Source organism: Saliniferula longa, assembly GCF_050789285.1.
Classification (GTDB): domain Bacteria; phylum Pseudomonadota; class Alphaproteobacteria; order Rhodobacterales; family Rhodobacteraceae; genus CAVPWP01.
This window is the reverse complement of the sequence record NZ_JBOUVX010000001.1, coordinates 891435-910558: the sequence shown is the minus strand read 5'-3', so window position 1 is coordinate 910558 and position 19124 is coordinate 891435. Positions and strand designations below refer to the sequence as shown.

Genomic DNA, 19124 nt, shown 5'->3' with positions numbered 1-19124 from the left:
ACCCGTCGGGTCGCCGGCCGGGTCAGGCGTCGGGCGGCCAATGGCCGCCCGGCCCGCGAGTCGTGTCAGCGCCCGACCGACCACCAGCCCCGGCGCTTGGGCTTGGGCTCACCCGCCTCGGCAGGCTCGGGCGCGTCCGTGGCGGCAGGCTGCGGCTTGGGCGTCGCCTCGGGGGCGGGCTCAGGGGCAGGCTCGGCCTTAGACTCGGTGGCGGCTGCGTGCTCGGGCGCGGCGGGCGCCGCCACCTCGGCCGAGGCGGCGTCTTCGGCCACAGCCTTCGCGGCCGGCTTGCGGGCGCGCGGGGCGCGCTTGGGCTTGGCCGCGGGTTCGGCCGCGGCGTCTGCCGCCGGCTCGGGCGCGGCTTCGGCCACGGGCTCGGGCGTGCTCGCAGGCTTGGGTGCGGCCTCGGCCGCATCGGCGGCATCGGCCGCCTTCGGCTTGCGGCTGCGGGTGCGGGTGCGGCGCTTTTCCTTCGGGGCCGGCCCGTCGCCGTCGTCCGCCGCGGACGGTTCGGACACCGCCGCGGACGGCACGTCTTCGGCCGCCTCGGCGCCGGCCATGTCCGCGCCCTTGGCCTCTGCCGCGTCTTCGGCCGCGTCCTCGGGCATTGCGGTGTGTTGCTCTGTGCCCTGTCCGTTGCCGTTTCCGCCGCCCTTCCGGCGACGCCGGCGGCGGCGCTTCTTGCGCGCGGGCTGCTGCTCGGCGGCGGACGCGTCCCGCGTCTCGTCGGCGTCGACCTCGTCGGCGTCGACCTCGACGTCGACCTCGTCCTCCTCGTCCATCTCGGGCATCAGCTTGTCGTCGACCGACACCACAGGCGCCGCGACTTCGACCACGCGGGTCGCGGTCTTGAACTTCTCGATCGTGTAGTCGGGGCTGATCAGGTGCGGATCAGCCTCGATGCGGACCGACATGCCATAGCGCGCCTCGATCTGGGCGACGTGGTCGCGCTTCTGGTTCATCAGAAAGTTGACGATGCCGACCGGCGCCTTGAGCAGCACCTCGCGCGACCGCTTGCGCACGCCCTCTTCTTCAAGCTGGCGCAGGATCGTCAGGCCAAGGCTGTCGTCGGACCGCAGCAACCCGGTGCCGTGGCAGTGCGGGCACGGTTGCGTCGTGGCCTCGAGCATGCCGGGGCGCAGACGCTGGCGGCTCATCTCGAGAAGGCCGAAGCCCGAAATCCGGCCCACCTGGATGCGCGCGCGGTCGGTCTTGAGCTTGTCTTTCAGGCGCTTCTCGACGGCGGCGTTGTTCTTGCGCTCTTCCATGTCGATGAAGTCGATGACGATCAGGCCGGCAAGGTCGCGCAGACGCAACTGGCGCGCGATCTCTTCGGCCGCTTCGAGGTTGGTTTCGAGCGCGGTTTCCTCGATCGAGCCCTTCTTCGTCGCCTTGCCCGAGTTGATGTCGATGGCCACCAGCGCCTCGGTCACGCCGATCACGATGTAGCCGCCCGACCGCAACTGCACGACCGGGTTGAACATCGACGACAGGTAGCTTTCCACCTGGTAGCGCGCGAAGAGCGGCATCCCTTCGCTGTAGTGCTTCACGTTCTTGGCGTGGGACGGCATGATCATCTTCATGAAGTCCTTGGCCGTCCGGTAGCCGAGGTCGCCCTCGACCAGCACCTCGTCGATGTCCTTGTTGTAAAGGTCGCGGATCGACCGCTTGATGAGGTTGCCTTCCTCGTAGATCTTCGCCGGCGCGATCGAGCGCAGCGTCAGTTCGCGGATCTGCTCCCACAGCCGCAGCAGGTATTCGTAGTCGCGCTTGATCTCGGTCTTGGTGCGCTTGGCGCCGGCCGTGCGCACGATCAGGCCCGCGCCGCGCGGCACGTCGATTTCCGAAGCGATTTCCTTCAACTTCTTGCGGTCGACGGCATTGGTGATCTTGCGGCTGATCCCGCCGCCACGCGCTGTGTTGGGCATGAGCACGCAATAGCGGCCCGCAAGGCTGAGATAGGTCGTCAGCGCCGCGCCCTTGTTGCCGCGCTCTTCCTTGACGACCTGGACCAGCATGATCTGCCGGACCTTGATCACTTCCTGGATCTTGTACTTGCGCGGGCGTGGACGGCGCGGGGCGCGCAGATCCTCGGTATCGTCTTCCTCGGCGACCGACTCGATTTCCGAGTCGCGGTCCGACGCGCTATCCATCGCGCGGAAGACGCCCTCGTCTTCGGCTTCGACCGCGGCGTCGTCGTCGGTCTCGGGGGCGATGGCTGCGTCTTCGTCCGAGGCGGGCGTCTCGACCGGGGTGTCGGCCACGCGGTCGACGGGCGAACTGCCTTCGTCCTCGAAGTGCTCGTGAAGGTCGACGACATCCATTCCGGGGATGTTGCGCGACTTGTCCGAGGCCGCGTCGCCGCCCTCGTCGCCGGTCAGGTCCGCCACCTCGACGATGTCGCCGGTCTGGGCCTTTTCCGCCTGCGGCCGTCCACGCGACCGGTTGCGCCCGCGTGAACGGTTGCGGGATTTCTTCTCGCCCCGCTCTTCCTCGTCCATCGCCTCGTCATAGGCGGCTTCCTCGGCCAGAAGCGCCTCGCGGTCGGCGACCGGGATCTGGTAGTAGTCGGGATGGATTTCCGAGAACGCCAGGAAGCCGTGGCGGTTTCCGCCATAGTCGACGAAGGCCGCCTGAAGCGACGGTTCGACGCGCGTGATCTTGGCGAGATAGATGTTGCCGGCTAGCTGGCGCTTGTTTTCCGATTCAAAGTCGAATTCCTCGACCTTGTTTCCGTCCACCACCACCACGCGGGTCTCTTCCGCGTGGGTGGCGTCGATGAGCATTTTCTTTGCCATAGGGTCTCTCGGCACCGCGGATCGGCCCCGAGCGCGCCGGGAGGCGCGCCAGAGGCGATGCGGTGGCTGGTCTGGGCGACTGGTCGCGCGACGATGCCGGAACGGGCGGCCCGGGTGGGGCTCGATCCTCGTCCGACGGTCCTTGCTCGCGCCATCGCGGTTCTTCTCCGGCGCTGGGAGTCCAGCGCCCGTTCAAGGCCCGGCAGCGTTACGGCCGGCCGGGCAATTCGGGGGCCTTCCGGCCGATCGGTCTGATCCCGACGGGCCCCGCCAACGGGCGAAGCGGCGGTCGGTGTCAGAAAAACACCCGGGGCGCAGGGGGGCCATGTAGCCCCCGCGGCCCGTCCCCGCACCATAAGGGGCATGTCAGGGCGATTACAATCGGAATTCTTTCCGCCCCTGCCCCACCGTCCCCCCCACCGTCGCCCCGCGCGGCGCACGGGACACGGGCGGGGTCACAGATAGTCCGAGCGGGTCAGGCCGTACTTCGCCATCTTCTCGTTCAGTGTGCGACGCGGCAGGCACAGCTCGTCCATCACCGCGACGATCGAGCCCTTGTGGCGCCGCATGGTGTTGTCGATCAGCATCCGCTCGAAGGCCTCGACATATTCCTTGAGCGGCTTGCCCTCGGTCGTCATTGCGGGCTGCGCGGTGTCGGTATCGGCCATCAGAAGCGAGGTGATCGTGCCGGTGCCCCGGCGCGCCTGCAGCACCGCGCGCTCGGCAAGGTTCTGCAACTGTCGGATGTTGCCCGGCCAGGGCGCCTGCAGAAGCTCGGCCGCCTCCTGCGCCGAAAGCTCCGGCGCGTCGCAGCCGTATTCCTCGGCGAACTGTTCGGCCAGACGGGTGAACAGTGTCAGGATGTCCTCGCCGCGCGTACGCAGCGGCGGCAGCGTGATCTTCATCGCCGCGAGCCGATAGTAAAGATCGGGGCGCAGCACGTCCTCGCAGGTCTTGCCCTGCTCCTGCAGGTTCGAAATCGCGACTATGCGCGTTTCGGCCGGCGTGCCCTGCTCGTTCATCCATGCCAGAAGCCGGGCCTGCACCGAGGGCGGCAGGGCATCGACATCCTCGAGCACCAGCGTGCCGCCGCGCGCCTCTTCGATAAGCGGAATCTGGCTGCCGTCGTCCATCGGGCCGAAGATGCGGCGGGCGAGGCGCAGCTCGTCCTGCCCCGCACACGAGAAGATCACGAACTTCCGCCCGGCCTTCGCGCCCACCGAATGCAGCGCGTGCGCGACAAGCGTCTTGCCGGTGCCGGTTTCGCCGTCGATCAGCACGTGCCCTTCGGCCTGGCCCAGATCGAGGATGTCCTCGCGCAGGCGCTCCATCACCGGCGAGGTGCCGATCAGCTTCTTCATCATCCCGCTGCCGTCCGACAGCTCGCGCCGAAGCGCCCGGCTGTCGAGCGTGAGGCGCCGCGAATTCGTGGCCTTCTTGGCAAGCTCGGTCATGCGATCGGGGTTGAACGGCTTTTCGAGAAAGTCGAAGGCGCCGACCCGCATCGCCTCGACCGCCATCGGTACGTCGCCATGGCCGGTGATCATGATGACCGGCAGCGCGCTGTCGACGCTCATCAGCCGCTTGAGGAAGGTCATGCCGTCCATGCCCGGCATCTTGATGTCGCTGACCACGACGCCGGGGTAATCGGCGCCCACGGTCTTCAGCGCGTCCTCGGCGCTGGCGTAGGTTTCCGTGTCGAAGCCCGACAGCGCCAGCCACTGGCTGATCGACTGCCGCATGTCCTGTTCGTCGTCGACGATCGCGATCTTCATTGCCTGGGCCATCGCTCTACTCCGCAGCTTCCATCTTCCGCCCCAGCGCCGGGAGGCGGACTTCGAAGACGGCGCCACCCTCGCGTCCGTTGCGCGCCGTCAGCCGGCCGCCAAGGTCGTTCACGATGCCCGAGGAAATGGCAAGCCCCAGACCCACGCCATCGCCGGGGGCCTTGGTGGTGTAGAACGGCTCGAACAGCCGCTCGAGGTCCTCGATCCCGCTGCCGTTGTCGCGCACCGAGATGACGACCGTGTCGCCGGTCGAGACGGTGATCACGATCTCGGGCTTGGCGACGGTCTTGGTGGCGTCAAGCGCGTTGCGCAGGAGGTTGATCAGCACCTGCTCCAGCCGCACGCGGTCGGCTTCGACCATCACCGGCTCGCGCGGGATGTTGCGCACGATGGCGATGTTGCGGCGGCGCAATTGCGGCTCCATCATCGCCAGGGCCGCGGAAACACAGGTCTTGACGTCCAGCGCCTCGAAGGCCTCGCCGCCCTTGCGCGCGTAGCTCTTCAGTTGCCGGGTGATCGCGCCCATGCGCTCGATCAGGTCGTCGATGCGCTGGAAGGACGACAGCGCCTCGTCCGGGCGCTTGCGCTGGAGAAGCAGCTTGGCGCCGGCAAGATAGGTCTTCATCGCCGCCAGCGGCTGGTTCAGTTCGTGGCTGACGGCGGCTGACATCTCGCCCAGCGCCGCCAGTTTCGAGCTTTGCTGAAGGGTCTGTTCGGCCACTTCCAGATGGCGTTCGGCACGTTCCCGTTCGGCGATTTCCCGCTGCAGCGCCGCGTTCAGCTGGCGAAGTTCCGCCGACTCGCGCATCGAGAAGCGCAGCCGCGTGGTCGCGCGGCGGCTGACGAAGAAGAACGCCAGCGCAAGAAGAATCGCGAACCCCATGATCTCGAGCGCGATCACCCCGTTCACCCGCTCGCGCACGCCGGCATAGGTGGTGAAGCTGGTCATGCGCCAGCCCTGGAAACCGATCCGCGCTTCCTGCCGCATCACCGCTTCGCCCAGGACATAGGCGTCGGCGGGAATCGCCGTCCAGTCGGCGGTCGCGCGAACCGCGCGCTGGATCGCCGACGGGGCCGAGCGCGCCGCCAGCGCTTCGGTCTCCGTCAGGCCGCGCCAGCGACTTTCGGTCGACAGGATGATGCGGCCCTCGCTGTCGGTGACCATCACCGCGTCGGAAAAGCCTGCCCAGCTGAATTCGAACTTCTGAAGGTCCACGGTGACGACGACGACGCCGATCAGGCGGCCGTTGTCCTGCACCCGGCGGGAATAGGCGAATTCGAAGGCGCCGGTCTGCTTCTGCGCGGTCGTGAAGACGGTGTCGTTCGAACGCAGCGCCTCGACGAAGAAGGGCTCGGTGCGGAAAATCGTGCCAAGCTCGCTGCGGTCGGTCGCCGCCACCGTGCGCCCGTCGATGTCGAGAAGCTTGAAGGAGGCGGCGCCGATTTCCTCGCGGTACGAGATCAGGCGCTGCGAGGATTGCGAGAAATCGGCCGAGGTCAGCGCCCCGATCAGCGCCGGGTCGCGCGACAGCAGCAACGGCACGACCGAGTTGCGCTGCAATTCGCTCAGCAGGTTGCCCGAGTAAAGCGCCAGCCGCACCTCGGCGCGGTTGCGCGTGCTTTCGGTGAAGCGCTGCGTCAGCAGGTTGTTGGTGATCCAGACGACCGTCACCGCAAGCGTGATGAACGCAAGCATCACCATCCGGACACGCCAGGTGGCCGGGGCGCCTGATCGCGGCTCGGTCTTTGCACTCATGGTGCGAATGTAGGCTCTGGCGCGCCCCCGCTCAAGCGGCGACAAGCGCGCCGGCCAGCGACCGGAAAAGCGCCACGCCGTCGGTCAGGCCAAGCCCGGGGTCCGCCGCGCGCTCGGGATGCGGCATCAGGCCAAGAACGCGGCGGTTTTCCGACAGGATTCCCGCGATCCGCCCAACGGACCCGTTGATGTCCTGCCCATAGCGGAAGGCCACGCGGTCCCCGCCCTCGAGCCGGGCAAGAATGTCCGCGTCCGCGGTGTAGTTGCCATCGTGGTGGGCGACCGGGAACACGACTCGCTGCCCGGCCTGGTAGCCCGAGGTGAAGGCGCTGTTCGCGGTTTCCACCGTCAGATCGACGGGTTTGCAGATGAATTTCAGGCCGGCGTTCCGCATCAGCGCACCGGGGAGAATCCCGGTCTCGACCAGCACCTGAAAGCCGTTGCAGATGCCAAGGGCATAGCCGCCGCGGTCGACATGCGCGCGCAGCGCCGCCGTCACGGGCGAACGCGCCGCGATCGCCCCGCAGCGCAGGTAATCGCCGAAGGAAAACCCGCCCGGCACCCCCACCACGTCGACGCCCCCGGGCAGCGTGCTGTCCTTGTGCCAGACCATCTCGACCGAGAAGCCGGCATTGCGGAAGGCCACGGCAAGGTCGCGGTCACAGTTCGATCCGGGAAAGACCAGAACGGCGGCTTTCATCGGCGGGGTCCTCTTACAGCGGGGAACGCGACAGGGCGACAAGCCCCGGGACCGGGGCCATCACCCCAGCATCTCCACCCGGTAGCTTTCGATCACGGTATTGGCGAGAAGCTTCTCGCACATGTCCCTGACCGTGACCTCGGTCGTGCCAGGGGCGAGGTCAAGCTCGATCACCTTGCCCTGCCGGACGCCCTCGACCCCGGAAAATCCAAGCGTGCCAAGGGCATGGCGCACGGCCTCACCCTGCGGGTCAAGGACGCCGTCCTTCAGCATGATCTGCACCCGTGCCTTCATCGTCACTCGCCCTGCCCGTCAGTTGATCAGCGTGGGCTTGGTGGCATGGGTGACGTTCGTCGGCAAGACGCCAAGCCTGCGGGCCACCTCGGTATAGGCGTCCACAAGATTGCCAAGGTCGCGGCGGAACACGTCCTTGTCCAGTTTCTGGCCGGTCTCGACGTCCCACAGCCGGCAGCTGTCGGGGCTGATCTCGTCGGCCACGACCAGGCGCTGGTAGTCGCCGTCCCAGATCCGCCCGATCTCGATCTTGAAGTCCACAAGCTTGATGCCGACCGCCATGAAGCAGCCCGACAGGAAGTCGTTCACGCGCAGCGCAAGCGCCACCATGTCGTCGAGGTCCTGCTGGCTGGCCCAGCCGAAGGCGATGATGTGCTCTTCGCTGACCAGCGGATCGCCCAGGGCGTCGTCCTTCAGGCAGAACTCGACGATCGGACGCGGCAGCGGCGTGCCTTCGGCGATGCCGAGGCGCGTCGACAGCGAGCCGGCCGCGAAATTGCGCACGATGATCTCGAGCGGGATGATCTCGACCGAGCGGATCAGCTGCTCGCGCATGTTGAGCCGCTTGATGAAGTGGGTGGGCACCCCGATCTGCTGCAGGCCCTTCATGAAGAATTCGCTCAGGCGGTTGTTCAGCACGCCCTTGCCCTCGATCACGTCCTTCTTCTTGGCGTTGAAGGCGGTGGCGTCGTCCTTAAAGTACTGCACAAGCGTGCCGGGCTCGGGGCCTTCATAGAGGATCTTGGCCTTGCCTTCGTAGACCTTCTTGCGTCGCGCCATGATGTCTCCGGAATCACTTGGGCGGCGCAGGACGCGCCAGCCAGTTGAGCGCGGATATAAGGGAAAGCCCGCCGCGCGGCAAGGACGCCCTCTTGGCAATCCCCGGCCGGACCTGCATATGAGAAGACGAACGACAGATGCACGAGGACGCCCATGAGCACCTTCGACGACCGCGAAAGCGCTTTCGAGAACAAATTCGCCCATGACGAGGAACTGGCCTTCAAGGCGATCGCCCGGCGCAACAAGCTGGTCGGTCTCTGGGCGGCCGACCTGATGGGCAAGTCCGGCGACGAGGCTACGGCCTATGCCAAGGAGGTCGTGATCGCCGATTTCGAGGAGGCCGGCCACGACGACGTGGTGCGCAAGCTGATGGCCGACCTGGGCGATCGCGCCAACGAGGCCACGATCCGCGCCAAGATGGCCGAGCTTCTGCCGGTCGCCCGCGCCCAGATCCAGAACGAGGTCTGAGGCCGGCCCGGACGGCGTTCGGGGTCGCGCTCATGATCGTCTTCGGGATTATGCATTTGCCTCACCCTGCCGCCCGTGGCACAGGAACGACAGCGGGCCGCCTCGGCGGCCCTTTTGCCATTCGCCCGCCGCTGACCCCATGGAAACTCCGATGACCGACGCCCTGACCCGACTGCTTCAGACCCGCGACTGGCTTCTGGCCGATGGCGCGACGGGAACCAATCTGTTCAACATGGGCCTTGCCTCGGGCGATGCGCCGGAACTGTGGAACGCCGACCACCCCGACCGGATCGCGGCGCTTTACGAGGGCGCGGTGCATGCCGGCAGCGATCTCTTTCTGACCAACACCTTCGGCGGCACCGCCTCGCGTCTGAAGCTGCACGACGCCCAAAACCGGGTGTTCGAGCTGAACAAGGCCGGCGCCGAGATCGGCCGCGACGTGGCCGACCGCGCCGGACGGACGGTGATCGTGGCGGGCTCGATGGGCCCCACGGGCGAGATCATGGAGCCGATGGGCCCGCTGTCCTATGACCGGGCGGTCGAGATGTTCCACGAACAGGCCGAAGGGCTGAAAGCCGGCGGCGCCGACGTTCTGTGGGTCGAGACGATCAGCGCGCCCGAGGAGTATAAGGCCGCCGCGCGCGCCGCCGAACTGGCCGGCATGCCCTGGTGCGGCACGATGAGCTTCGACACCGCCGGGCGCACCATGATGGGGCTGACCTCGGCCGACATGGTGAAGCTGGTCAACCGCCTGCCCTACGCGCCGGTCGCCTTCGGCGCGAACTGCGGCGTCGGCGCCTCGGACCTTCTGCGCACCGTCGCGGGCTTTGTCGAGGCCGGGGCCGCGCTGCCGATCATCGCCAAGGGCAACGCCGGCATCCCGAAGTATCACGAAGGCCACATCCACTATGACGGCACGCCCGACCTGATGGCCGACTACGCCGTGCTCGCCCGCGACCTTGGCGCACGCATCATCGGCGGCTGCTGCGGCACCACGCCCGCGCACCTCGAACGGATGCGCGAAGCGCTTGAAGAGCGGCCCAAGGGCCCGCCGCCCACGCTCGAGCGGATCGCGGCGGCGCTGGGCGGCTTTTCCTCGGCCTCGGACGGCACCGACGGCGCGGGTCCGGCCGCGCGTCCCCGCCGGCGCGGGGCCCGCAGCTAGGTCCGCGCCTGGACGAGCGCCTAGACCCGCGGATCGAACAGCGACAACTGGTCGCCCGGGCGCGGCGGCACGGCGAAGAGATCGGTGCGCAGGGGCGGCAGCTCTTTCGCAAGGCCGGTGCGGGCGCGCGCCACCTCGAAGCGGCGGGCCAGAAGCGCGGCCTCGAGCCCCTCGCCCGTCATCCGCTTGCCCCACTCGGCGTCATAGTCCTTGCCGCCGCGCGTCGCGCGCACCGCGCGCATGACACGCGCAGCGCGCCCGGGAAGGCTGGCATCCAGCCATTCGCGGAAGAGCGGCGCCACTTCAAGCGGCAGGCGCAGCAGGATGTAGCTTGCCGCGACCGCCCCCGCCCCGGCGCCCGCCGCCAGAATCGCTTCGAGTTCGTGATCGGTCAGCCCGGGGATCATCGGCGCCGCCATGACGCGCACCGGCACACCGGCCGCGCTGAGCCGTCCGATGCTGGCAAGCCGCCTCGCTGGCGACGGCACGCGCGGCTCCATCCGGCGGGCGAGGCCCGGGTCAAGCGTCGTGACCGAGATGCCCACCCGCGCCAGCCCTTTCGCCGCCATCCGTGACAGGATGTCGATGTCCCGCTCGATCAGGGTGCCCTTCGTGACCACGGCGACGGGATGATTGTGCGCCTCGAGCACTTCGAGGACGCGGCGCATGATCCGGTGATCCTTCTCGATCGGCTGGTAGGGATCGGTGTTGGTACCGATGGCGATCGTGGCCGGGCGATAGCCGGGCCGGGCCAGTTCGCGGGCCAGTACCTCGGGCAGTCCCGGGCGCGCGATCAGCCGGGTCTCGAAGTCGAGCCCCGGCGAAAGGCCGAGATAGGCGTGCGTCGGGCGGGCGAAGCAGTAGATGCAGCCGTGTTCGCACCCCCGGTAGGGATTGATCGACCGGTCGAACCCGACATCGGGCGAGGCGTTACGGGTGATCGCGCTGCGCGGGCGTTCAAGGCTGACCTCCGTGCGCAAGGGCGGCAGGTCGTCGTCTCGGTCCCAGCCGTCGTCCACCGCCTCGCGGTCGTGCCGGTCGTAGCGTGACACGGGGTTCGAGACGGCGGCGCGTCCGGGGGCCCGTCCGGCGGCACGGACCGGCGCATTAGGCGTATTGGGGGGCGCGGGATTCATGCCGCCAAGACTAGAACAATAGAAGAACATCGGCAATCCCGAGGCGGTCCCCTGCCCAGGGCGGACTTGCGCGAAACCGATAATCTCCTTGTGAAATTCTCATTACCTTTCGCCGGCAAACCCGGCTAGACGTCGCAGCCGATGCGGCCCATGTCGCAATCGACCCAGAGCGCGCGACGAATTCTGGCAAAAGCGAACAAGACCCGGTCGCCCGCGCGCCCGGTCTTCAGGTGTAGGGAAACGACGCCATGTCCGATCAAGACGACGAGATCATCCTTTCCGAACTCGACGACGGGGAACTCGTCCTGCAGATGCACGACGACCTTTACGACGGCCTCAAGGAAGAGATCGAGGAAGGCGTGCACATCCTGCTTGGTCGGGGCTGGGCGCCCTACCGCGTGCTGACCGAAGCCCTGGTGTCGGGCATGAAGATCGTCGGCGACGACTTCCGCGATGGCATCCTTTTCGTTCCGGAAGTGCTTCTGGCGGCCAACGCGATGAAGGCGGGCATGTTCATCCTCAAGCCGCTTCTGGCCGAAACCGGCGCGCCGCGCATGGGCAAGATGGTGATCGGCACCGTGAAGGGGGACATCCACGACATCGGCAAGAACCTGGTCTCGATGATGATGGAAGGCGCGGGATTCGAGGTCGTCGACCTTGGCATCAACAACGCGGTCGAGAAATACATCGACGCGCTGCAGCGCGAAGACGCCGACATCCTTGGCATGTCGGCCCTGCTGACCACGACGATGCCCTACATGAAGGTCGTGATCGACACGATGAAGGAGATGGGCATCCGCGACGACTACATCATCCTGGTCGGCGGCGCGCCGCTGAACGAGGAATTCGGCCGGGCGATCGGCGCCGACGCCTATTGCCGCGACGCCGCCGTGGCGGTGCAGACGGCGAAGGACTTCATCGCCCGCAAGCACAACCAGGGCGTCGCCGCCAGCGCGTGAGCCTGCGCCTGACCGTGGCGGGGCCGCAGGACGCGGCCCTCTTCGGGCGGGTCGCCGAAGATGTTTTCGACAATCCGATCGACCCCGATCTTCTGCGCCGCTACCTTGCGTCGCCCACGATGCACATCGTCCTGGCGCTGCAGGACGATCTTCTGGTGGGGTTCTGTTCGGGACTGGTGCACTTTCACCCCGACAAACCCGAGGACTTCTTCATCAACGAGCTTGGCGTTGCCAGGGCGTGGCGGCGCCAGGGCATCGCCACGGCCCTGATCCACGCCACCTGCGATCTTGCGCGCGGCCTTGGCTGCCGGCAGGCCTGGGTCGTGGCCGAACCGACGGACGCGGCGATGGGGTTCTACCGAAGCCTGAAGGTTCCGCAGACGGGCACGAACCTGGCGATGTTCACCTTCGATCTTGCCGGCGATGCGGGCCGGTGACGGCACAGGGTGGATGAGGCGCGCGATGAAGGTGCGTAACTGGCGCGCGGCGGGGGCGCAGGCCGGAACCCGCCTTCAAATCGCCATGCTGCTGCACCATATCTGAAGGCGAAAGGAGGGTCGCGCCCATGCCTCTGGACCGTTTCGTTCTTCTTCTGGTGATCGTCGTCGCCGCCTCCGGCGCGACGATCTGGCTTGGCACGCTGCTTGCCGTGGGCACCAACATCCCCGGCGCGGGCTGGGTGGTTCTGGTGCCGGTCACGCTTGTCGCGTTCATCTTCTGGCGGGTGATCTACGACCGGCTGCGCAATCGCGAGGACGATCATTATGACGGCATCGAGAAGTGACATCATCGCGCTGACCACCGAAACCGTCCCGGGCCGCGAGATCGAACGCGCGCTTGGCCTTGTGCGCGGCTCGACGGTGCGCGCCAAGCACATCGGCTCGGACATCGTCGCCGGGCTGCGCAACCTTGTCGGCGGCGAGGTCAAGGAATACGCGGCCCTTCTGGCCGGCGCGCGCGAACAGGCCTACGACCGCATGATCGAGGACGCCGCAAGGCTTGGCGCCGACGCGGTGGTGGCGGTGCGGATGGAAACCTCGACGATCCAGCAATCGGCGTCCGAGGTCGTGTTCTACGGGACGGCGGTACGACTGAAATGACGCGCCCCGATGCCCCGCCAGCGACCCCGCCGGAAGCCGCTCTGGCCGCCCCCCTCGCCGCCCCCCTGCCGGCCGACGACGCCCTGACCGACCGCGGCCTTGCCCCCGACGGCCGGGGGCGCGTCTTGCTTCTGGCCTGCGGGGCACTGGCGCACGAGGTCCTGGCCCTGACCGCCGCGAACCGCTGGGATCATATCGACCTCGCCTGCCTGCCCGCGATCCTGCACAACCACCCCGACCGGATCGCCCCCGCCGTGGCCGAGGCCGTGGCCCGCCACCGCCCCCGCTACGACGAGATCTTCGTGCTTTACGCCGATTGCGGCACGGGGGGCGAATTGTCGAAAATCTGCAAGGATCTGGGCGTTTCGATGCTTGAAGGGCCGCATTGCTATTCGTTCTTTGAAGGCAACGCCGCCTTCGCCGCCCGGGCCGAGGACGAATTCACCGCCTTCTACCTGACCGATTTCCTGGTCCGGCAGTTCGACGCCTTCGTCTGGCGTCCGCTTGGCCTCGACCGTCACCCCGCCCTGCGCAACCAGTACTTCGGCAACTACGAAAAGCTCGTCTATCAGGCCCAGACCGACGACCCCGCGCTGGATGCCAAGGCGCGCGATTGCGCGGCCCGGCTTGGCCTTGCCTATGAACGCCGCTTCACGGGCTATGGCGATCTTGGCCGCAGCCTTGAAGGCTGGATCGGACAGCCGAAGGAAAATGTCGTATGATGAGAAAACAGGAACCGAACCGAGGACCGACCATGATTCACCGCAGAACCCTTCTTTCGGGTGCTGCTGCCCTTGCCGCCGCTGCCACCGTCGCCCCTGCTGCGCGCGCGCAGGAACAGACGCCCTACGTCATTCCCGAAGAGCACATGCCGCGCCTCGTGCGCATCAAGGGCGCCGTGCAGCCCAACGAGATCCACGTCGACCCAGACGCCTTCGCCCTTTACTGGACCCTGCCCGAGGGCAAGGCGATCCGCTATGCCGTGGGCATCGGTCGCGAGGGGCTTTACGAATGGGGCAGCTTCTATGTCGGGGCCAAGAAGGAATGGCCCGAGTGGACGCCCACGCCCGAGATGATCGCCCGCGACCCGGCAAGCTACGAGCGCTGGAAGGACGGGATGCCGGGCGGCCCCGACAATCCGCTGGGCGCGCGCGCGCTCTACCTCTTCACGGCCGAGGGGGGCGACAGCTTCCTGCGCATCCACGGCACGAACGCGCCGCGCACCATCGGCACGCGCGTGTCGAACGGCTGCGCGCGGCTTGTCAACAGCCACGCCGTGCATCTTTACGACCAGGTGCCGCTGGGCGCGCGGGTCTATCTTGGCAAGCCCTCGGGCGAGGCAGAACTGGGATAGGAGGCCGTCAGTCCCGCCCTGCCCCGGCGATGTGGGGCGTCCACCACTTCGGACGCGCCGACACGTAGGAATGGCCTTGCGGCGTCAGCGCCTTGAGGTGCGGCTTGTCGAAGGTGCCAGTCAGCAGCGCGACAACGGGCGCGTCGTCGATCGCCCCGATCGAACTGCCGCACAGCGGGCAGAAGGCGCGGGACGAAGCCCCGGACGACCGGAAGACCGACGGCGCGCCGCCCGGCCCCGTCCAGGCGACGGCTTCGCGCGGAAACTCGACCCAGACGGCGGTAAGGCTGCCCGTTTGCCGCTGGCACATCCGGCAGGAACAGGTGTGCGGAAACCCCGGCGCCCCCGAGGCGCGGAACCGGATGTGGCCGCACAGGCAGCCGCCGTCGAAATGCGTCATGTCTCTCACCGCTCGGTCGGGCCGCACCCGGCTCTCGGTCAGCTAGGCGTCGCGGCGCCTCCGCCAAGGGGGCGAGCGGTGGATCAGGCCGCCGCCGCCTCGGCGGCAAGCTTGCGGATGCGCTCGACCATGGCGCGGAGCCCGTTCGAGCGCTGCGCCGACAGATGCTCGTTCAGGCCAAGACGGCCAAGCTCGGCCGGCGCGTCGACCTTCAGCACCTCGGCAACCGTCAGGCCGTTGTAAAGCGTGCGCAGGACGGCGATCAGGCCGCTCACGATCATCGCGTCGCTTGCGCCGTCGAAGGAAAAGCGCGCACCGGGCCCCTGCCCCTCGATCGCCGGATGGAGCCAGACCTGACTGGCGCAGCCGTCGACCTTGGTCGCGGGCACACGCAGCGCGGGGTCCAGCGCGGGCATCGCCTTGCCCAGATCGATGACATGGCGGTAGCGGTCCTCCCAGTCGTCGAGGAAGGCGAAGGTGTCGGCGAGGTCTTCGAAGGCGTCGGTGCTCATGCTTCTGAGGTAGGCTGCGACGCGGCGAAGGTCCAGACGGCGCCACGCTTTTCAGCCCCGCCGAATTGGGCTAGGCGTGAGGGGCAACGGGAAGGGACGGCGAACGGATGATCGGACAGAGGGTCGGGCGGGGGATCGCGGTCGCGGGCATGGTTGTGCTCCTGTCCGGCTGTTCCAGCGGGTGGAGCGAAAGCAACCTGAACCCCATGACCTGGGTCGGGCGCAGCGACACGCCCGAGTCGCTGGTCCCCGTCGAGCAGCAGCTGTTCGTCGACGCCCGCCCGCTGATGACCGAACTGACCGCGCTTTCCGTCGATCCGACGCCGGGCGGCGTGATCCTGCGCGCCACGGGCATTCCGCCGACGCAAGGCTACTGGGACGGCGAGCTTGTGGTCGAAAACGCAAACCCCGCGCCGGTGAACGGCGTCCTGAGCTTCCAGTTCCGCATCCTGCCGCCCCCTGCGGGCACCCCGGCAGCCGCCACCGTGGGCGGGACGCGTTCGCGTGAGGTCGTGGTGGGCAAGTTCATCAGTCGCCAGGAACTTGCCGGCGTGACCACGCTGCGCGTGGTGGCCGAACGCAACGAACGCAGCGTCCGGCCCTGACTTGAGGTCCTGACCCGGAGCCTGACCCGGGGTCTAAAGCTCGATGATCTTGACCCGGCCGCCGTCCGCGGCCAGTGCGACCTCGCCCCGGCACAGCCGCAGCGCGTCCTCGCCAAAGACCTCGCGCCGCCAGCCCTTGAAGGCCGGGCCATCGAATTCACCGGCCGCGATCTCGTCCAGTTCGGCCGAGGTCGCGATCAGCTTCTGCGCCACGGCCGAGGCATCGGACTTCGCCTTCAGCAGCACCCGCAGAAGATCGGCCAGCGCCGGGTTGACCTGCAGCTTGTCCCGGCTCTGGTCGACGACCGGCCAGTCCTTCTGGGGCGCGGCGAGGCCGGCCTTCACCGCCGCCAGGATACCATCGGCGATCTCGCCCCGCCGCGCCTCGCGCAGCAGAAGGCGCGAACGGGACAGGTCCTCTTCGCTTTGCGGCTTGGTCGAGGCGATCTCGAGCAGGGCGTCGTCCTTGAACACCCGCGCGCGCGGGATGTTGCGTTCCTGGGCATAGGTCTCGCGGAAACGGGCCAGTTCGCGCACGACGGCCAGGAAGCGGCCCGAGTTGGTGCGGGTCTTGATCCGCTCCCACGCGTCCTCGGGGCGGATGATGTAGGTCTCGGGGTCGGTCAGCGTCGAAAGCTCTTCCTCGACCCAGCCCTTCCGGCCGGTCTTGTCGAGCTCGTCGGAAAGATACTCGTAGATCACCCGAAGGTGCGTGACGTCGGCCAGGGCATAGACCTTCTGCGCGTCCGTCAGCGGGCGACGCGACCAGTCCGTGAAGCGCGAGGTCTTGTCGAGCGAGGCACGCGCGATCTTGCGCACCAGCGTCTCGTAGCCCACCTGCTCGCCATAGCCGCAGACCATCGCGGCGACCTGCGTGTCGAACAGCGGCTGGGGGATCACGCCGCCGTCGATGTAGAAGATCTCGAGATCCTGACGCGCGGCGTGAAAGACCTTCACCACCGAGGTGTCGCGCATCAGGTCGTACAGCGGCTCGAGGCTGAGGCCCTTTGCCAGCGGATCGAGAAGCACGGCGTCTTCCTCGGCCTCGCCCGGCACGGCAAGTTGCACCAGGCAGAGCTTCGAGTAATAGCTCCGCTCGCGCAGGAATTCGGTGTCGACAGTGACGTAGGGATGGGCGCGTGCCCGGTCGCAGAAGGCGGCCAGCCCCTCGGTCGTGGTAATCGTGATCATGCGCCTTGCGTCAGTCCCCGTGCCTGCCCGTGTTCTCGCCCGCGTTCCTGCCAGCGTCCTTGCCTTCGCCCCTGATAGGGAAATCCGCCCCTCACGGCAAGGCGACGGGTGTGCGATCCCCCACGGCGAAACGGCGCAGCACTGCCGGGTAAAGCCGATGCTCTGCCGCCAGGACGCGCGCGGCCAGCGTGTCGGGCGTATCGCCGGACAGGACCGGAACCCGCGCCTGGCCTAGGATCGGCCCGGCGTCGAGATCCTCGGTCACCTCGTGGACGGTGCAGCCGGCCTCGGCGTCGCCGGCGGCGATCGCACGGGCATGGGTGTCGAGGCCGGGATACTTCGGCAGAAGCGACGGGTGGATGTTCACCATCCGCCCGGCCCAGGCACGGGTGAAGCCGGGGGTGAGAATCCGCATGAAGCCCGCAAGACACAGGATGTCCGGCCGCGCGGCCGCCAGTTCCGCCTGCAGCGCGGCCTCGAAGGCGCCACGATCGCCCCGGAACGGCCGGTGATCGACGACCGCCGTCGGCACGCCCAGCGCGGCCGCCCGCGCAAGCCCGCCGGCGTCGGGCCGGTTCGACAGCACAAGAACCGGTTCGGCCGGGTGGTCGGGACCCATGCTTTCGACCAGCCGGACCATGTTGGACCCGCTGCCCGAGATCAGGATCGCGACGCGCTTCTTCAAAGAAGCGCGCCCCGGTAGCTGACCCCCGCGCCCGCCGTCACATGGCCGAGGCGCACCACCGTTTCGCCCGCCGCCGCCAGCCGGGCGGCGACAGCGTCGGCATCTCCGGCGGCGGCGACCACGACCATGCCGATGCCAGCATTGAAGGTCTTCAGCATCTCGGCTTCGGCCACCCCGCCGCGGTCGGCCAGCCAGCGGAAGACCGGCGGCAGCGTCCAGGCGCCAAGGTCGATTTCGGCGCCAAGCCCCCCTGGCAGCACGCGGGGCAGGTTCTCGGTCAGACCGCCGCCGGTGATATGGGCCAGCGCATGGACCCCCCCGGCCCGCACGGCGTCAAGCACGGGGCGCACGTAAAGCCGCGTGGGCGTCAGCAGCGCCGCGCCAAGCGTGCCCTCGGCGAAGGGCGCGGGCGCGTCCCAGGCCAGCCCCTCGCGCGCCACGATCCGGCGGACCAGCGAATAGCCGTTCGAATGCACCCCGTTCGAGGCAAGGCCCAGAAGCACGTCGCCCTGGGTCACGCCGGCGGGCAGGCCCTGCCCCCGCTCCATCGCGCCCACGGCGAAGCCCGCAAGGTCGAAATCGCCCGGCCCGTACATGCCCGGCATCTCGGCCGTCTCGCCGCCGATCAGCGCGCAGCCCGCGTCCGCGCAGCCCCGCGCGATCCCCTCGATCACTCCGGCCGCCTGATCCACGTCAAGCGCGCCCGTGGCGAAGTAATCAAGGAAGAACAGCGGCTCGGCGCCCTGGCAGACCAGGTCGTTCACGCACATCGCGACAAGGTCGATGCCCACGGTGCCGACGATCCCGGTCTCGATGGCCAGCTTGAGCTTGGTGCCGACGCCGTCGGTCGCGGCCACAAGCACCGGGTCGGCGAAGCCCGCCGCCTTCAGATCGAACAGCGCGCCGAAGCCCCCCAACCCGTCGACCACCCCGGCGCGCACGGTGCGCGCCGCTGCAGGCTTAATGCGATCGACAAGCGCGTTGCCCGCGTCGATGTCGACGCCGGCCTCGGCATAGGTCAGCCCGTTGCGTTTTTCGTCCATCCCCGTCCCCCGAAGCCGCCGTCACAGGTCGCGCCCCTGCTATCAGCCGGCCCAATGGGTGTAAACGGCGGGATGACCGGCGCGGGCCGGCAGCCGTGGAACGGCGCGCTTGACCGCCTGCGACCGTCTGCTAGGACAGCCCCACGGTCGGGCCTGTAGCTCAATTGGTTAGAGCAGAGCGCTCATAACGCTTTGGTTGGGGGTTCGAGTCCCTCCGGGCCTACCACATAGACCGTCCAAGCAGTTGATATCGCTCATCGTAGTCCGCTGGCGCGGCGTGGCGTGACCCGCACCTTGACCCGCGGAAAGGTCTTCCGGGTGCGACGACCTGTCCACCGGGGAGGCGCAAGCGACGGCTGGGCATGACCCGGCCCTTCGCATTTGAGCTGGA

At 68.1% G+C, this 19124-nt stretch carries 21 protein-coding genes and 1 tRNA gene; 10 read left to right on the top strand and 12 right to left on the bottom strand.

Annotated features, from left to right (window positions below):
- Positions 1-65 precede the first annotated feature (65 nt).
- From ACRDNQ_RS04250 to purC, 6 genes are all read right to left on the bottom strand, one after another.
- Complete coding sequence (locus ACRDNQ_RS04250; protein ID WP_431827386.1) at positions 66-2798, bottom strand: Rne/Rng family ribonuclease; 2733 nt, start codon at positions 2796-2798, stop codon at positions 66-68.
- Positions 2799-3253: 455 nt separating this feature from the next.
- On the bottom strand, positions 3254-4585 hold the full coding sequence (locus ACRDNQ_RS04245) for a sigma-54-dependent transcriptional regulator (protein ID WP_431827385.1): 1332 nt from the start codon (positions 4583-4585) through the stop codon (positions 3254-3256).
- Positions 4586-4589: 4 nt separating this feature from the next.
- The gene (locus ACRDNQ_RS04240; protein WP_431827384.1) at positions 4590-6341 is read right to left on the bottom strand and encodes a sensor histidine kinase; all 1752 of its coding nucleotides are present in this window, start codon (positions 6339-6341) and stop codon (positions 4590-4592) included.
- 31 nt (positions 6342-6372) lie between these two features.
- Positions 6373-7041 carry a phosphoribosylformylglycinamidine synthase subunit PurQ gene (gene purQ / locus ACRDNQ_RS04235; protein ID WP_431827383.1) on the bottom strand — a complete coding sequence of 223 codons (669 nt, stop codon included), beginning with the start codon at positions 7039-7041 and terminating at the stop codon, positions 6373-6375.
- A gap of 60 nt (positions 7042-7101) precedes the next feature.
- Positions 7102-7335: a phosphoribosylformylglycinamidine synthase subunit PurS gene (purS, locus tag ACRDNQ_RS04230; protein ID WP_431827382.1), complete on the bottom strand. Its 234-nt coding sequence runs from the start codon at positions 7333-7335 to the stop codon at positions 7102-7104.
- Between the two features lie 18 nt (positions 7336-7353).
- On the bottom strand, positions 7354-8115 hold the full coding sequence (gene purC / locus ACRDNQ_RS04225) for a phosphoribosylaminoimidazolesuccinocarboxamide synthase (protein WP_431827381.1): 762 nt from the start codon (positions 8113-8115) through the stop codon (positions 7354-7356).
- Between the two features lie 153 nt (positions 8116-8268).
- Here purC and ACRDNQ_RS04220 point away from each other — a divergent pair, with 153 nt between their 5' ends.
- Together ACRDNQ_RS04220 and bmt are read left to right on the top strand one after the other, a co-directional pair.
- Entirely contained in the window at positions 8269-8583 is a 315-nt protein-coding gene (locus ACRDNQ_RS04220; protein WP_431827380.1) for a DUF1476 domain-containing protein, read from the top strand.
- A 151-nt stretch (positions 8584-8734) separates the two neighbouring features.
- Complete coding sequence (bmt, locus tag ACRDNQ_RS04215; RefSeq protein ID WP_431827379.1) at positions 8735-9748, top strand: betaine--homocysteine S-methyltransferase; 1014 nt, start codon at positions 8735-8737, stop codon at positions 9746-9748.
- 20 nt (positions 9749-9768) lie between these two features.
- Here bmt and ACRDNQ_RS04210 read toward each other — a convergent pair whose 3' ends face one another.
- Complete coding sequence (locus ACRDNQ_RS04210; protein ID WP_431827378.1) at positions 9769-10884, bottom strand: PA0069 family radical SAM protein; 1116 nt, start codon at positions 10882-10884, stop codon at positions 9769-9771.
- A 248-nt stretch (positions 10885-11132) separates the two neighbouring features.
- On the opposite strand from ACRDNQ_RS04210, the gene ACRDNQ_RS04205 reads away from it, so the two are divergent.
- The 6 genes from ACRDNQ_RS04205 to ACRDNQ_RS04180 all read left to right on the top strand — a co-directional run bounded on the left by ACRDNQ_RS04205 (position 11133) and on the right by ACRDNQ_RS04180 (position 14297).
- On the top strand, positions 11133-11843 hold the full coding sequence (locus ACRDNQ_RS04205) for a corrinoid protein (RefSeq protein WP_431827377.1): 711 nt from the start codon (positions 11133-11135) through the stop codon (positions 11841-11843).
- Positions 11840-12280 (top strand): GNAT family N-acetyltransferase, encoded by a 441-nt coding sequence (locus ACRDNQ_RS04200; RefSeq protein ID WP_431827376.1) that lies wholly within the window; start codon positions 11840-11842, stop codon positions 12278-12280. Before ACRDNQ_RS04205 ends, ACRDNQ_RS04200 begins: the two co-directional genes overlap by 4 nt.
- A gap of 128 nt (positions 12281-12408) precedes the next feature.
- A complete protein-coding gene (locus tag ACRDNQ_RS04195; RefSeq protein ID WP_431827375.1) occupies positions 12409-12627 on the top strand; it encodes a hypothetical protein in 219 nt (72 codons plus the stop codon).
- A complete protein-coding gene (locus ACRDNQ_RS04190) occupies positions 12608-12943 on the top strand; it encodes a YbjQ family protein (protein ID WP_431827374.1) in 336 nt (111 codons plus the stop codon). The genes ACRDNQ_RS04195 and ACRDNQ_RS04190 overlap by 20 nt, the downstream gene beginning before the upstream one ends.
- On the top strand, positions 12940-13665 hold the full coding sequence (locus ACRDNQ_RS04185) for a DUF1638 domain-containing protein (RefSeq protein WP_431827373.1): 726 nt from the start codon (positions 12940-12942) through the stop codon (positions 13663-13665). The genes ACRDNQ_RS04190 and ACRDNQ_RS04185 overlap by 4 nt, the downstream gene beginning before the upstream one ends.
- 32 nt (positions 13666-13697) lie before the next feature.
- Positions 13698-14297: a L,D-transpeptidase gene (locus ACRDNQ_RS04180; RefSeq protein WP_431827372.1), complete on the top strand. Its 600-nt coding sequence runs from the start codon at positions 13698-13700 to the stop codon at positions 14295-14297.
- A 7-nt stretch (positions 14298-14304) separates the two neighbouring features.
- Here ACRDNQ_RS04180 and ACRDNQ_RS04175 read toward each other — a convergent pair whose 3' ends face one another.
- Complete coding sequence (locus ACRDNQ_RS04175) at positions 14305-14697, bottom strand: GFA family protein (RefSeq protein WP_431827371.1); 393 nt, start codon at positions 14695-14697, stop codon at positions 14305-14307.
- Between the two features lie 83 nt (positions 14698-14780).
- The gene (locus tag ACRDNQ_RS04170) at positions 14781-15209 is read right to left on the bottom strand and encodes a SufE family protein (protein ID WP_431827370.1); all 429 of its coding nucleotides are present in this window, start codon (positions 15207-15209) and stop codon (positions 14781-14783) included.
- A 107-nt stretch (positions 15210-15316) separates the two neighbouring features.
- Between ACRDNQ_RS04170 and ACRDNQ_RS04165 the strand changes: the two genes are divergently transcribed.
- Positions 15317-15814: a hypothetical protein gene (locus ACRDNQ_RS04165; RefSeq protein WP_431827369.1), complete on the top strand. Its 498-nt coding sequence runs from the start codon at positions 15317-15319 to the stop codon at positions 15812-15814.
- A gap of 33 nt (positions 15815-15847) precedes the next feature.
- Here ACRDNQ_RS04165 and rnd read toward each other — a convergent pair whose 3' ends face one another.
- From rnd to purM, 3 genes are all read right to left on the bottom strand, one after another.
- Positions 15848-17005 carry a ribonuclease D gene (rnd, locus tag ACRDNQ_RS04160; RefSeq protein WP_431827368.1) on the bottom strand — a complete coding sequence of 386 codons (1158 nt, stop codon included), beginning with the start codon at positions 17003-17005 and terminating at the stop codon, positions 15848-15850.
- A gap of 91 nt (positions 17006-17096) precedes the next feature.
- Entirely contained in the window at positions 17097-17690 is a 594-nt protein-coding gene (gene purN, locus ACRDNQ_RS04155; protein WP_431827367.1) for a phosphoribosylglycinamide formyltransferase, read from the bottom strand.
- The gene (purM, locus tag ACRDNQ_RS04150) at positions 17687-18733 is read right to left on the bottom strand and encodes a phosphoribosylformylglycinamidine cyclo-ligase (protein WP_431827366.1); all 1047 of its coding nucleotides are present in this window, start codon (positions 18731-18733) and stop codon (positions 17687-17689) included. Before purM ends, purN begins: the two co-directional genes overlap by 4 nt.
- A gap of 149 nt (positions 18734-18882) precedes the next feature.
- Between purM and ACRDNQ_RS04145 the strand changes: the two genes are divergently transcribed.
- A tRNA-Ile gene (locus ACRDNQ_RS04145) sits at positions 18883-18959 on the top strand.
- The last annotated feature ends 165 nt before the right edge of the window (positions 18960-19124 follow it).